This is a genomic window from Streptomyces sp. NPDC091287 (assembly GCF_044768525.1).
In the GTDB taxonomy this organism is placed as follows: Bacteria; Actinomycetota; Actinomycetes; order Streptomycetales; family Streptomycetaceae; genus Streptomyces.
In genome coordinates, this window is sequence record NZ_JBIVUV010000007.1 from 424,253 (window position 1) to 437,293 (window position 13,041).

Sequence of the window (13,041 nt, forward strand, 5' to 3'; positions counted from 1 at the left end):
GCGCATGGGACCACGGTGGCACCCCAGCGTGCTCGCGGACTTCTCGCAGAATGCGCCCCGCGGAAAACTCAGAGCCGGACGGCTCCGGTGCTCAACACCGAGAGCAGGGTGCGGGCTTGTACGTTCACCCGGCCGCCACGGCGTGCGACTGCCGAGAGCTGCTCGGGTGTCACCCAGCGGTAGCCGGACAGCGGTCGGGAGGGTGCCACCGTCTCGTCGGCCTCGACGATGGCGTAGCGGCTCACGGCGTTCAGGAACCGGCCCCCCTCCTCGGAATGGACCGCCGAGTAACGGATGCGGCCCGGCGGTGCGGTCTCGACGGTGGTGAGGAACGCGGGACGCCGCCCCGGCGGCCGGCCACGGTGGTACTCGGGGACGCACTGCACCGTCGGGGCGAGTTCCGCGCCCTGTGCGAGTCCGATCTCGGCGCCGATCCTGACCAGCAGATGGGGCACTCCGGAGAACCGCCGGGTCACAAAGGCGTTCAGGCCCGGCAGCAGGGGTTCGAACAGCGGCTGCGTCCACTGTGTCACTTCGCGGTTGCCCGCCTCGACGGCGACCGCGACGACCCGGAAGCCGCGGTCCGGCACCCGGCGGATCGAGTCCGCCGTCCGCACCCACCCCTCGGTGTCGCGCAGAGCGATGCGCCGCACCCGCCGCGGAAGGCGGGCCCGCTCGGCGGCCAGCCAGTCCTCGACGCTGCGCACGGGAGCCGGGTCACCGGCCCCTTCGAGCGTCAGGGGGAGGCAGGAGAGTACCGTGCGGCTGTCCATGTTGACGAGGTTGTCGTGGTGCAGCAGGGCGGCGATGGCGTCCAGGGTCAGCCAGCGGAAGTTCTCGTCGTCCGGCACCTCCTCGTCGACCAGGACGATCACGTTCCGGTTGAATTTCCGGTGGAACCACTCGCCGTGCTCCGACTGGAGGACCTCGGCGATCGGGTGTGCCCGGGAAGGATCGGTGAAGTAGTCGAGGTAGGCGACGGGGGCCCCTTCGTGGACACCCGTGTAGTTGCTGTGCGTCGCCTGCACCGTCGGGGAGAGCTGGACGGTGCGGGGGTTGCCCGGCTCCATCTTCGCCTGCATCAGATAGTGGCGTACGCCCCCGAAATCCTTGGCGAGGATCCCCAGGATGCCGACCTCGGGCTGGTCGATGATGGGCTGGCGCCAGACCGGGAGCGAACCGTCGGCCGTCTCGGCCTCGATGCCCCCGACGGAGAAGAAGCGACCGCTGTCGTGCACCAGGTCACCGGTGTCCGGGGCGAACGACCACCGGCGGAGACGGTCGAAGGCGATGCGGTCGACCCGGAAGCGGTTGGCCCGCGCGCGGGTGGCCAGCCAGTCCACGACCTCCTCGGGCGAGGCGCCCGGGCCTTCTCGGGCCGGTGTCGCCCCGGTGCTTCGGGTGGGGGCGGCGGGGGCCCGGGCGCCCGCGCCCGGGCCGTCCGTACGGCTGGTGCTCAACCCGACGCCCCCTTCGGGAGAACCGGCCCGGTGGACCGTGCCGAAACGGCGTCGGCGCGGTCAGAAGACATCGAAGTACTCCCCGATCCACAGGCCCCTTCCGGCGTCCACCGTGCGCAGCTCCGAAGCGCTGTAGTCGGCAAGCCGGATACACCGGAAGTCGAAGCTCACCCGCGTCGAACCCGTCTCGTTGACCTTGTTCCCGTGGCGCCAGTTCACCGCGTCGAAGACCAGCACCTGGCCCACGTCGAGCTCGGCGGGCGCGTAGTCCTTCGTCCCCTTCTCCTGCTCCACCCAGACGGCGTTCGTTCCCCAGGTGCGCGTGAGCGGAAGCCAGAAGTTGACCTCGCCGTCACGGTGGTTGTAGTCACCGTCCGTGTGGAACTCTCCGACGGCGACGTTGCCCGGAAAGTGAATCCGGAAAGTCGGAACGCGCTGGAAGCAGTATTCATCCGTACCGAGCACTTCCGGTGCGAACGTCTTCACGAAGGAGCGGTACAGCGACCGTATCTTCGTGTCGAACTCCTGGTAGAAGGCGGCGTGGAAGTCGGTGGCCTGGTCGGTCTTCCAGGTGAGCCGTTCCATTGACCGGTCCGGTCGCAGTCCGTCCAGCGCATCGGACTCGTAAATCGACTGGACCGCCGCACCGAAATCAAATGCGGCCGAATCGTATGCGTACACTTCCGGACGCCCGCTCCCCCACATTCCCCGGTCTCCTGTCTTCGATTTCACTGCCATAACTCCCGAAGCTAGCACGGTGAATCTCTCGTTCCCATACCTCGGCCGGACAGCGCACGCTGCGAGAAATCGGGGGCCGGGCCGGGGTCTTACCGGCCTCTTCCAGCGGGTGGCTGTCGCGTCCCGGAGGGTCGGCCGGAGTCCCGGACCCGGCCGTCTCTCTCGACAGCCGTGCCCGCGCGTGGAGATCGGCTCGAACACCGCATTTTCGAGGAAGCCGCCGGCCGGCCGGGCCGCCTAACGTCGCAGCCCATGGATGACCGATACAGCCCGAGCTCGCTGTGGGATTACAACAACTCCGTCAAGGTCACCGAGGAGGGCGTGGCCAAGCTGGCCTCGTTCAAATCGGATCCGGTGAACTTCAAGCTCGCCCTGTGGGATCCGCAGGTCAACGGGGTCCGCTATCTCAAGGCGCTCATCTTCGAACTCGCCGCGCGCCTCACCCCGGAGAACCGCGGGCGTCTGCGCCGGATCCGTCATCGCGAGACCGGGTCGCCCATCTCCGTGACCCACGACGGCGACAGTGTCTGCATGGACTACCTGCTCGCGGTCCACGAGCTGGAGTTCATCAGCCGGTACGTCGAACCGGACGGCGCGCGCGTCCTGGAGATCGGCGCGGGCTACGGGCGGACCTGCCACGCGATGTTCTCCAACCACCGGGTCGAGGAGTACTGGATCGTCGATCTGGGCCGTGCCCTCGCACTGTCGAGGGAGTACCTCCGCTCCGTCCTGGACCCCGAGCAGTTCTCCCGTGTGAGGTTCGTGTCGGTCGACACCACGGACGACCTGGACCGGGCGCTCGGGTCCGCCCGCTTCGACCTGTGCCTGAACGTCGACTCGTTCGCCGAGATGCCCCCGGAGACGGTGCGCAACTACCTCGCTCTGATCGACCGGCGGTGCTCCGCGCTCTACGTGAACAACCCGGTCGGCAAATACCTGGAGAAGGAGCTGGACAACCACGCGCAGGGCGACGAGGTCGTGCGGATGGCGCTGGCGACCGGGCTGCTGCGGGACGTCCTCGACATCCACGACAGCCGCGCGGTCGCGGCCCTGGCCCCGAAGTTCCTTTCGTCCTACCGGCCGGGTCCACGCTGGGAGGCCGTCGGCGACGACAGGGCCGTTCCGTGGAGCTACTACTGGCAGGCCGTCTACCGGCGATCGGACGAGCCCTCGGCGGCCGACCGTGCGCCGGGGCGCCGGACCGGTCGGCAGGGCGATGCGGCGTGACCGGCGGCGAGGTGGCTGGCCGGCCCCCGCTCGTCACCGTGCTCGGAGCATCGGGGTTCATCGGGTCCGTGGTCGTGGCGGCACTGTCGGGGCGCCCCGTCCGGCTGCGCACGGTGGCCCGAGGACCGGTCGCGGTACCGCGGGGCGCACGCGCCGACGTCGAGCGGTGCACGGGTGACCTGACGGACCGGGACGTTCTCCGGGCGGCCGTCGCCGGATCCGACGCGATCGTCCACCTCGTCAGCCATGGTGCGGGATGGCGCGGCGAGGGCGCGTCGGACGAGGCGCTGGGCCGGGCCAACGCGGGGGTGATGAGCGCGCTGCTCGAAGCATTGCGGGAGCGCGGGCACTCGCGCGGGACCGCCGCGCTCGTCCTGTTCGCCGGCTCGACGTCGCAGGCCGGGCCCGACGCCCCGATCCCGGTCGACGAATCCGCGCCGGACGCCCCGGCCAGCCCGTACGACCGCCAGAAGCAGGCGGCGGAGCGCGAACTGCTGGCCGCCTCTGCCGAGGGCGCGGTGCGCGGCGCGTCCCTCCGGCTGCCGACGATCTACGGGCGCGGCGCACCGTCCGGGCGGAAGGACCGGGGGGTGCTGGCGGCGATGGTACGACGGGCACTGGCCGGAGAGCCGCTGACGATGTGGCACGACGGCTCGGTGCGGCGCGATCTGCTCCATGTCGACGACACCGCGCGGGCGTTTCTCGCCGCTTTGGACCACGCCGAGGCGGTTACCGGCCGGCACTGGGTCCTCGGATCCGGGCAGGGCGAGCCGCTGGGCCGGGTCTTTAGGTCGATCGCCGCCGGTGTCGCTGCTCGGACCGGGCGCCCTCCGGTGCCCGTGACCGCCGTCCCCCCACCGGAACACGCGCTTCCGACGGACCTCAGGAGCACGGTGGCGAACTCCACGCGGTTTCGCACCGCGACGGGCTGGCGCCCGCTGACCCCGCTGGGCACCGGGCTCGCCGACCTGATCGCCGACCTCGCGGACGCTCCCTCCGACTGACCGGGCCCCACCGTCGAGGAGCGTCCGAAAGGACGCCGCAGGATGGCGGTTGACACCGAGAGGAACCGCCCCGGCGTGACGCCCGCGCGTCGATACTCAGCAGTTCCGCGTGGTCCTGCTGCCCCTTTCCCTCGCTGAGCCGCGAGGCGAATATCAGGTGCTCGAATTCTCGACGTTCCTCCGCCTGTCCGGTGGAGCGTCCTGCACAGCAATACCGGAGATGTCGCGGCGCCCCGCATCATGGACGATCGACACAGTCGGCTTCCCGAACAACCCACGACTGCTTTCCTCCCGTCTCGAGGGAACCGCTATGACATCAGTCCAACTCCGCAGAATTCCGGACCGACGTGTTGCCCTGGAGGTATGCGCCGATACGTCGCCCCGACGAGTCGCGCTCGGTGGATTTCCGTCATCCGACTCGATTCCGTTCGCCCCGGAATCCCACTCTGACGCACGGAGGCGCTGACGTGAAGGGAATCATCCTGGCGGGCGGTCACGGTACGAGGCTGCAGCCGATCACTTTCGGAGTGTCCAAACAGCTTCTGCCGGTCTACGACAAACCGATGATCTACTACCCGCTGTCGGTTCTGATGCTCGCGGGGATCACCGATATCCAGATCATCGCCGCTCCCGACGGTCTGAAGGGATTCCGCCGACTGCTCGGCGACGGATCGCACCTCGGGCTCGACCTCAGCTACGCGGAGCAGGACAAGCCACGCGGGCTGGCGGACGCCTTTCTGGTGTCCGAGGACCACATCGGCGACGACCCGGTCGCCCTGGTGCTCGGCGACAACCTCTTCCACGGACCCGGCTTCTCCGGAATCCTGCGGAGGAACGCCATGGAGCTGGACGGGGCGGTCCTCTTCGGCTATCCCGTCCGCGATCCGGAGCGTTACGGGGTCGGCGAGGTCGACGACGCGGGCAACCTCACCTCCCTGGAGGAGAAACCGGCGCGGCCGCGGTCCAATCTGGCCATCACCGGACTGTACTTCTACGACAACGACGTCGTGGAGATCGCCAGGACGCTCCGGCCGTCCGAGCGCGGCGAACTGGAGATCACCGACGTCAACCGGCGGTACCTGGAACGCGGCAAGGCCGGACTCGTGCAACTGGGCCGCGGCTTCGTCTGGCTGGACACCGGAACCCACGACGCGCTCATCGACGCGGGCCAGTACGTGCAACTGCTGGAGCATCGCCAGGGTGTCCGCATCGCCTGCGTCGAGGAGATCGCCTGGCGCATGGGCTACATCGACCGGGAGGCATGCCATCGGTTGGGGGCCCGGCTCGCCCGCTCCCCGTACGGCCAGTACGTGATGGACATCGCCGCGGCCGGCTGATCGGCCGGGGCGGATGCCCGCGCGACGCACGAACCGGACACTCGTTCTGGAGGACAACCATCATGTTGCCCCACACCCCGCACGGCCGGGCCGGCGGTCCGGCCGCGGCCGACCTCCCTTTCCGCACGAGCGTGCCGCCGGGGGCCGCGACGTGAGAATCCTGGTCACCGGCGGGGCCGGTTTCATCGGTTCCCACTATGTGCGGTCACTTCTGGCGGGCCGCTACGGCGCGGACAGGAACACCCGGGTCACCGTGCTCGACAAGCTGACCTACGCGGGCAACCGGGAGAACCTGCCGGCCCACCACGACCGGCTGGAGTTCGTCCGGGCGGACGTCTGCGACGGGGCTCTGCTGCGCGAGCTGCTGCCGGGACACGACGCGGTCGTCCACTTCGCCGCCGAGTCGCACGTGGACCGCTCCGTCGACGGCGGCCAGGAGTTCGTCCGTACCAACGCGCTGGGCACCCAGGTGCTGCTGGAGGCCGCCTCCCTGAGCCGGGTCGAGCGGGTCCTGCACGTCTCCACCGACGAGGTCTACGGTTCGATCGAGCACGGCTCCTGGACCGAGGAGCGGCCGCTGCTGCCGAACTCCCCGTACGCCGCGTCGAAGGCGAGCGCCGACCTGATCGCCCGCAGCTACTGGCGCACGCACGGCCTGGACGTGTCCATCACTCGCTGCTCGAACAACTACGGGCCCTACCAGCACCCCGAGAAGCTCGTCCCGCGGTTCGTGACGAATCTGCTTCAGGGCCGCAAGGTTCCCGTCTACGGCGACGGGCGCAACCGCCGCGAGTGGATTCACGTCGACGACCACTGCCGCGCCATCCACCTGGTCCTCGCCAAGGGCGGCGCCGGCGAGATCTACAACGTCGGCAGCGGCGACGAGTTGGAGAACCTGCGGCTGACCGAGCACCTTCTGGCGCTGTGCGGCGCCGACGCCTCCATGATCGAGTACGTCGAGGACCGCAAGGGCCACGACCTCCGCTACTCGCTGGACGACACCAAGATCCGCGAGCAGCTCGGCTACGAGCCGCAGGTGCCCCTCGACCGCGGGATCGCCGAGACGGTGGCCTGGTACGGCGCCAACCCCAAGTGGTGGAAGGCCGGGCGCCGGGAGGAATGACGGGCGACCGCGTCGGACAGCAGGCCGGTCGGCGTCGTATGTCACCGCGCCGGTCGACGCCGGGATGCGGGCACCCGGATCCGCGCTCGCCGAGGGCGACAAGCCCGCGGGAAGCCCGCGGGACGGTTGTGCCGGGTGGAGTCGGCGAGCGGTTGAGGGGCAGGGCGGGCGTGTCGTCGGCAGGGGACCCCAAGGCAAGGCTGATCACCGCCTTTCCTGGTGCCTCGCACCACCCGCTCCGACTCTCACCGCCCGCCCGGGCACGCTCATCGCCGTGAGGACCCGGACTTCGAGACGCGGCGGCCCGTGCATCGCTCACGCCGTCCAGGTCTGCCCGCCACTCAGGCCGTCGCGGCCCACAAGGCAGAGGCCGATGCCGCCGTGAGCGCCCGCACTGCCTCGAACGCGGCGATATCCGTGGAGGCTGTGAAGAGGTAGTCGCGGCGGCGACGGCGTTGGCCGGACACGACCTAGTCGCGGGCAGGACGGCCGGAATGTGGCCCAGGGGGCGCCCGGCCTGACGAACCGGGCGCCCCCTGGAAGCTGTCGACGACCTGATCTAGCGACGACCGGATCTAGCGCAGCGCGATGGCCGCCGCCGCGGCCCCGACCAGACCCGCGTCGGTGCCCATCACGGCGGGCGCCACGGTCAGCCGCCGGAGGTACGAAAGCGTGGCGTAGTCGCGCAGGCTGCGGCGCAGCGGCACGAAGAGCACGTCGCCGGCCCCGGCCACTCCCCCGCCGACCACCGCGATGTCGAGGTCCGCCAGGGTGGCGGTGGCGGCGATGCCGGCCGCCAGCGCCTGGGCGGCACGCTCGTAGGAGGCGATGGCGACCGGGTCTCCGGCACGGGCGGAGACGGCCACCGCGGCGGCTGTCGCGTCGCCGTCCGAACCGGGCCGCCAGCCGTTCTCCAGCGCGCGGCGGGCGATGTTGGGGCCGCTGGCGATGCCCTCGACGCAGCCGCGCGCACCGCAGGGGCACAGGTCGCCGTCCAGGTCGACGCTGATGTGGCCGATGTGTCCGGCGTTGCCCGAGGGGCCGGGCCGCGGGGTGCCGCCGAGGACGAGGCCGCCGCCGACGCCCGTCGACACGACGAGGCACAGCGCGTTGTCATAGCCCCGGGCCGCACCGAGCCAGTGCTCGGCGGCCGTCATCGCGACCCCGTCGCCGACCAGTGCGACCGACAGTCCGCCCGCCGTCTTGTGCACCCGTTCCACCAGCGGGAAGTCCCGCCAGCCGGGGACGTTGACCGGGCTGACCGTGCCGGCGGCGGCATCCACCGGACCGGCGCTGCCGATGCCGACGGAGCCGGCGCGACCCCACAGCGGCGAGGCCATCAGCTCGCCCAGCACCTGGTCCACGGAGCCCATGACCGCCTCGGCGCCCTCGCGGGCGGGCGTCGGCCGCTGCGCCCGTACGAGGAGGGATCCGTCGCCGTCCACCAGCGCGCCGGCGATCTTGGTGCCGCCGATGTCGAGCGCGGCGACGAGGTCGGTATGCATCGGTGTGGGCTCTCCGGATCGGTGAAGGGGCGGGACCTGCGGGTTCCGTCCACAGTCTGCACAGTCTCCATTCTGTTGACAACGTTGTCCAGGGCCTATGCTCGACGCCACAGCCTCCGATCACCCCCGCGGCGCCCCGCCAGGCCCCGCTCGGTGTCGGCCGGAGCACCGCAGCCCCGCCCGTAATCCGACGACAGGACAGCGCACGTGGACCGGACCGCCCGTCATTCCGAGACCCGCTACGGCAACCGGCCGACCATGAAGGACGTGGCCGCGCGCGCCGGAGTCGGCCTGAAGACGGTCTCCCGGGTGGTGAACAGCGAGCCCGGCGTCACACCGGACACCGAGCGCCGCGTGCAGGAGGCGATCGACGCGCTCGGCTTCCGCCGCAACGACAGCGCCCGTGTGCTGCGCAAGGGCCGTACGGCATCCATCGGACTGGTCCTGGAGGATCTGGCGGACCCGTTCTACGGTCCGCTGAGCCGCGCGGTGGAGGAGGTCGCCCGCGCACACGGCGCGCTGCTGATCAACGGTTCCAGCGCCGAGGACCCGGAGCGGGAGCAGGAGTTGGTGCTGGCGCTGTGCGCCCGCCGGGTGGACGGTCTGATCGTCATCCCGGCGGGCGACGACCACCGTTATCTGGAGCCGGAGATCAAGGCGGGCATCGCCACGGTCTTCGTGGACCGCCCGGCGGGCCACGTGGACGTCGACATGGTGCTCTCCGACAGCTTCGGCGGGGCCAGGGAGGGCGTGGCCCACCTCATCGCGCACGGCCACCGCAGGATCGGGTTCATCGGCGACCAGCCGCGGATCCACACGGCCACCGAGCGACTGCGCGGCTATCACGTCGCCATGCGGGACGCGGGCATCACCGTCGAGGACGGCTGGGTCTCCCTCGGCTCCACCGAGCCGGAGCGGGTGCGGGCCGCCGCCGAGGAGATGCTCTCCGGACCCGAACCGGTCACCGCCCTGTTCGCGGGCAACAACCGGGTGACGGTGACGGCGGTCCGGGTGATCGCGGAGCGGGAGCGGCCGCTGGCGCTCGTGGGGTTCGACGACATCGAGCTGGCCGACCTGCTCGGCATCACCGTGATCTCGCAGGACGCGGCGGCGGTCGGCAGGACCGCCGCCGAGCACCTCTTCCGCCGTCTCGACGGGGCGGACCACGCCACGGCACGGGTGGAACTGCCGACGACGCTGATCCCCCGCGGCTCGGGCGAACTGCCCCCCGCCTGAGGCCCGTCGGGGGCGGCCGCCCGCACGAGGGCGCCGGACCGCGTCACGAGGGCGCGAGGACCGCACGCCGGGACGGCGCCCGCCGGGGCGCGATCACACCCCGGCACCGGACTGCCGGAATTCCCTGGTCAGCAGGGCCAGCAGTTGCGCGGGGGCGTCCTCCTGCACCGTATGGCCCGCGCCCTCGATCCAGTGCAGTTCGGAGTGCGGGATCAGCGCGTGCAACTGCTCGGCGAAGGGCGCCGGCAGGAACCGGTCCTCACGCCCCCAGATGATCCGGGTCGGCACCGGAACGTCCCCCAGCAGGTGCTGGAACTCGTCGGTCGCGGCCTGTTCGGCCTGCCGGTACTGGCGGTAGTACGCGGCCCGGCCGCGCTCGCCGCGCCACGGATCGACATGGGCGGACAGGACGTCCGCCCGGTAGCCGGTGTGCGTCGCGTGGCGCAGATGGCTCTCGACCAGCGCCTCGTGGGCGTAGCCGGGGAGTTGCTCGAAGAGGTGCGCGTTCTCCCTGATGAGCCGGAAGAGCCCGGTGCCCCACTCCCCGCAGGCCACCGCGTCCACCAGGGTGAGGTCCGCGTACCGCGCGCCGTGCAGGAGCAGCGCCCGCAGGGCCACGGCCCCGCCGATGTCGTGGGCGATCACGCGCGGGCGCTCCAGCCCCCAGTGCTCCAGGAGCCGGGCGAAGACCTTCGCCTGCGCCGCCGGGCCGACGTCCTGCCCGTCGCGCTGCTCCGACTGTCCGAACCCGAGCAGGTCCCAGAGGTGGACGCGGTGGTCGCGGGCGAGCGCCGGGGCGATGTCGCGCCAGATGAGCGAGGAGAACGGGGTGCCGTGCAGCAGGACCACCGGCTCCCCCTCCCCGAGCACGTCCCAGCGGACCGCCCCGTCCGGAGTCTCGAACGTCCTGGTCAGCTTCCCGTTCATGGTGTGCCTCCTGGTGTGCCGTTGGGAGGGGCGGAACCCCGCCGGATCATCGACGTTACCAGCTAAGGCGCATTGTCGGTAACCTTGATAAGGTGGTGATCATGCGACGGAATCCCGCGCCCGCGGAGCTCGAACTGGTCGAGGACTTCTGCAACACGGCCACCCATCTCCACGACGAGGACGATCTCGCCCGGCCGGAGACGGCCGCCCGGTGGCTCGGCGCGCGCGGCTTCCCGGCACCGGCCGATCAGGGAGAGCTGGCCTCACTCACGGAGGCGCGGGAGACCGTGCGGGCCTTTCTGGTCGAGCGGACCTCGCCGGAGGCGGTCGACGCTCTCAACCGGCTCATCGCCGCGGTCGCGGGTGCTCCCGCCGTGCGCCCCGACGGCACGCTCACCCTGCGGCCGGCCTCCGGCGGGGCGGTGGCGGAGGTGGTACGCCCGGTGCTCGAAGCCCTCCTGATGCACGGCCTGACCGGACGTCACGCCAACCGCCTCAAAGCCTGCGCCGCGCCGGAGTGCCGCTGGGTCTTCTACGACCGGGCGCCGTCGTCGAACGGCCTCTGGTGCGACATGGACGTGTGCGGCGCACGGCACAAGATGCGCGCCTACCGCGCCCGTGGCGGGGCGGCCGCACGCCGGGACACCTGAGGACCGGTCGGCGCCCGGCCTCCCCCAGGAGCACGCCCCGTCCGTACCGTCCACACCCCGCCCGCCCCGGCATCGCGCGGACGACGGGGAACCAGCGCCCCCTCCCCTCCCTCCCGGGCCGGCACGGCAGCGGGCAGGGCGTCCGGAACAGGCGCGTACCCAGGAGCCCTTCCGTAACAGCCCCGCCCGCGTCCGGAAACTCCGGAGGGCCGGGGCCGATGCCCCGAAGCAGGTCCGCGGTCGCTCGCGCCGGCGGCCTTCGACCCGGCGGGCGCGCTGTACAGCGCGGACTTCGACGACGACGGGGTGGTGGAGGTGCCGGGGCGCGAGGGCTACTGACGCCCCCTACGGAGCCGTGACCGTCAGGTCGCCACGGCGCGGCGAGGCGAAGGCCTCCAGGTCCGCGCGGGTAAGGCCGGTAAGCCAGGCCACCTCGGCGGTGTCGAGCGCGCCGCAGTCGATGCCGCGCAGCAGGTAGCCGCCGAGGGCCTTGGCGGTGGCGGGCTCGTCCATGACGTCGCCGCCGGCCTTGGCCACATAGGCGGCGAGCCGGGCGGCGGCCGGCTCCAGGCCCTCCCGGTAGAAGGCATAGACGGCCGCGTAGCGCGTCGGCAGGTGGCCGGGGTGCATGTCCCAGCCCTGGTAGTACGCGCGGGCGAGAGCGCGGCGGGTGAGGCCGTAGTGGAGTCGCCAGGCCTCGTGGACCTGGTCGGCCGGACCCACGGGCAGGATGTTGGTCGAGCCGTCGGAGACGCGTACGCCGGTGCCCGCGGCGGCGACCTGCATGACGGCCTTGGCGTGGTCGGCTGCCGGGTGGTCGCTGGCCTGGTAGGCGGCGCTGACCCCGACACAGGCGCTGTAGTCGAAGGTGCCGTAGTGCAGTCCGGTCGCCCGGCCCCGCGCGGCGTCGATCATGCGGGCCACGGCGGCGGTCCCGTCGGCGGCGAGGATCGACTGGCTGGTCTCGATCTGGATCTCGAAGCCGATGCGTCCGGCGTCGAGACCGTGCGCCTTCTCGAAGGCGTCCAGGAGCTGGACGAAGGCGGTGACCTGCTCGGGGTACGTGACCTTCGGGAGGGTCAGCACGAGCCCTTCGGGCAGACCGCCGGCCGCCATCAGACCGCTGAGGAAGACGTCCGTGGTACGGATGCCCCGGTCACGGACGCCGGCCTCCAGGCACTTCATCCGGATGCCCATGTAGGGGGCCGCCGTGCCGTTCGCGTACGCCTCGGAGACCAGGCGGGCGGCGCGGGCGGCGGCCTCGTCCTCCTCGGCGTCCGGGCGGGGACCGTAACCGTCCTCGAAGTCGATGCGCAGATCCTCGACGGGCTCGCGCTCCAGCTTGGCGCGTACCCGGTCGTGGACCGGCCCCGCCAGTTCTTCGGGGATACCGAGGACGGCGGCGAACGAAGCGGCGTCGGGGGCGTGTTCGTCGAGGGCGGCCAGCGCCTGGTCGCCCCAGGAGCACAGGGTGCCGGGCTCGAAGACGTCGCCGGGTACGTAGACGGTGTGCACGGGCTGGCGGGTGCCGGGATCACCCGGGTAGCGGCGGGCGAGTTCCGCGTCGACCGCCGTGAGGGAGGCACTGATCTCCTCGCTGACCGCACCGGCGAGGCTCGTTGCCACCTTCTCCTGCTGACCCATGACCATACCCTCCACGCTCTCGCTGTTTCCGCTTCCCGGAATCAACAATCCGTATAGTGAAGTTATAAGGCCACTCGACCTGCGTCAATGGTCGCCCGGAACGGCCGCGGGCCGCGCGGTGGGGTTCACCGTGCGGCCCGGGGCGGGGTGTTTGCCGGAGGGGTCAGCCCTTGCGGGTGTTGATCTCTTC

11 protein-coding genes are annotated in these 13,041 nt (G+C 71.4%); 6 read left to right on the forward strand and 5 right to left on the reverse strand.

The window, feature by feature from the left end; all coding sequences use genetic code 11:
- Positions 1 to 68: 68 nt before the first annotated feature.
- Together ACIQRW_RS14960 and ACIQRW_RS14965 are read right to left on the reverse strand one after the other, a co-directional pair.
- Entirely contained in the window at positions 69 to 1,460 is a 1,392-nt protein-coding gene (locus ACIQRW_RS14960; protein WP_403759388.1) for an NDP-hexose 2,3-dehydratase family protein, read from the reverse strand.
- 60 nt (positions 1,461 to 1,520) lie between these two features.
- Complete coding sequence (locus ACIQRW_RS14965; RefSeq protein WP_403759390.1) at positions 1,521 to 2,045, reverse strand: streptomycin biosynthesis protein StrG; 525 nt, start codon at positions 2,043 to 2,045, stop codon at positions 1,521 to 1,523.
- 405 nt (positions 2,046 to 2,450) lie between these two features.
- On the opposite strand from ACIQRW_RS14965, the gene ACIQRW_RS14970 reads away from it, so the two are divergent.
- The 4 genes from ACIQRW_RS14970 to rfbB all read left to right on the forward strand — a co-directional run bounded on the left by ACIQRW_RS14970 (position 2,451) and on the right by rfbB (position 6,889).
- Entirely contained in the window at positions 2,451 to 3,425 is a 975-nt protein-coding gene (locus tag ACIQRW_RS14970; protein ID WP_403759393.1) for a putative sugar O-methyltransferase, read from the forward strand.
- Positions 3,422 to 4,429: an NAD-dependent epimerase/dehydratase family protein gene (locus ACIQRW_RS14975; RefSeq protein ID WP_403759396.1), complete on the forward strand. Its 1,008-nt coding sequence runs from the start codon at positions 3,422 to 3,424 to the stop codon at positions 4,427 to 4,429. The genes ACIQRW_RS14970 and ACIQRW_RS14975 overlap by 4 nt, the downstream gene beginning before the upstream one ends.
- Positions 4,430 to 4,896: 467 nt before the next feature.
- Entirely contained in the window at positions 4,897 to 5,766 is an 870-nt protein-coding gene (rfbA, locus tag ACIQRW_RS14980) for a glucose-1-phosphate thymidylyltransferase RfbA (protein ID WP_403759399.1), read from the forward strand.
- 151 nt (positions 5,767 to 5,917) lie between these two features.
- Entirely contained in the window at positions 5,918 to 6,889 is a 972-nt protein-coding gene (gene rfbB / locus ACIQRW_RS14985; RefSeq protein ID WP_403759403.1) for a dTDP-glucose 4,6-dehydratase, read from the forward strand.
- A gap of 575 nt (positions 6,890 to 7,464) precedes the next feature.
- Here rfbB and ACIQRW_RS14990 read toward each other — a convergent pair.
- Positions 7,465 to 8,394, reverse strand: coding sequence for an ROK family protein (locus ACIQRW_RS14990; protein ID WP_403759406.1), 930 nt, complete (start codon positions 8,392 to 8,394; stop codon positions 7,465 to 7,467).
- Between the two features lie 207 nt (positions 8,395 to 8,601).
- Between ACIQRW_RS14990 and ACIQRW_RS14995 the strand changes: the two genes are divergently transcribed.
- The gene (locus ACIQRW_RS14995; protein ID WP_403759409.1) at positions 8,602 to 9,630 is read left to right on the forward strand and encodes a LacI family DNA-binding transcriptional regulator; all 1,029 of its coding nucleotides are present in this window, start codon (positions 8,602 to 8,604) and stop codon (positions 9,628 to 9,630) included.
- Between the two features lie 93 nt (positions 9,631 to 9,723).
- On the opposite strand, the gene ACIQRW_RS15000 is transcribed toward ACIQRW_RS14995, so the two are convergent.
- A complete protein-coding gene (locus ACIQRW_RS15000) occupies positions 9,724 to 10,557 on the reverse strand; it encodes an alpha/beta fold hydrolase (protein WP_403759412.1) in 834 nt (277 codons plus the stop codon).
- Positions 10,558 to 10,658: 101 nt separating this feature from the next.
- Between ACIQRW_RS15000 and ACIQRW_RS15005 the strand changes: the two genes are divergently transcribed.
- Positions 10,659 to 11,207 carry a CGNR zinc finger domain-containing protein gene (locus ACIQRW_RS15005; protein ID WP_403759415.1) on the forward strand — a complete coding sequence of 183 codons (549 nt, stop codon included), beginning with the start codon at positions 10,659 to 10,661 and terminating at the stop codon, positions 11,205 to 11,207.
- Positions 11,208 to 11,552: 345 nt separating this feature from the next.
- Here ACIQRW_RS15005 and ACIQRW_RS15010 read toward each other — a convergent pair whose 3' ends face one another.
- Positions 11,553 to 12,851 (reverse strand): DUF6986 family protein, encoded by a 1,299-nt coding sequence (locus ACIQRW_RS15010; RefSeq protein ID WP_403759418.1) that lies wholly within the window; start codon positions 12,849 to 12,851, stop codon positions 11,553 to 11,555.
- Positions 12,852 to 13,041: the final 190 nt, after the last annotated feature.

Bases quoted from the DNA above. Each gene is read 5' to 3' on its own strand.
- ACIQRW_RS14970 (WP_403759393.1), top strand. From the start codon at position 2,451: ATGGATGACCGATACAGCCCGAGCTCGCTGTGGGATTACAACAACTCC.
- ACIQRW_RS15010 (WP_403759418.1), bottom strand. From the start codon at position 12,851: ATGGGTCAGCAGGAGAAGGTGGCAACGAGCCTCGCCGGTGCGGTCAGC.
- ACIQRW_RS14965 (WP_403759390.1), bottom strand. From the start codon at position 2,045: ATGGAACGGCTCACCTGGAAGACCGACCAGGCCACCGACTTCCACGCC.
- ACIQRW_RS15005 (WP_403759415.1), top strand. From the start codon at position 10,659: ATGCGACGGAATCCCGCGCCCGCGGAGCTCGAACTGGTCGAGGACTTC.
- ACIQRW_RS15000 (WP_403759412.1), bottom strand. From the start codon at position 10,557: ATGAACGGGAAGCTGACCAGGACGTTCGAGACTCCGGACGGGGCGGTC.
- ACIQRW_RS14990 (WP_403759406.1), bottom strand. From the start codon at position 8,394: ATGCATACCGACCTCGTCGCCGCGCTCGACATCGGCGGCACCAAGATC.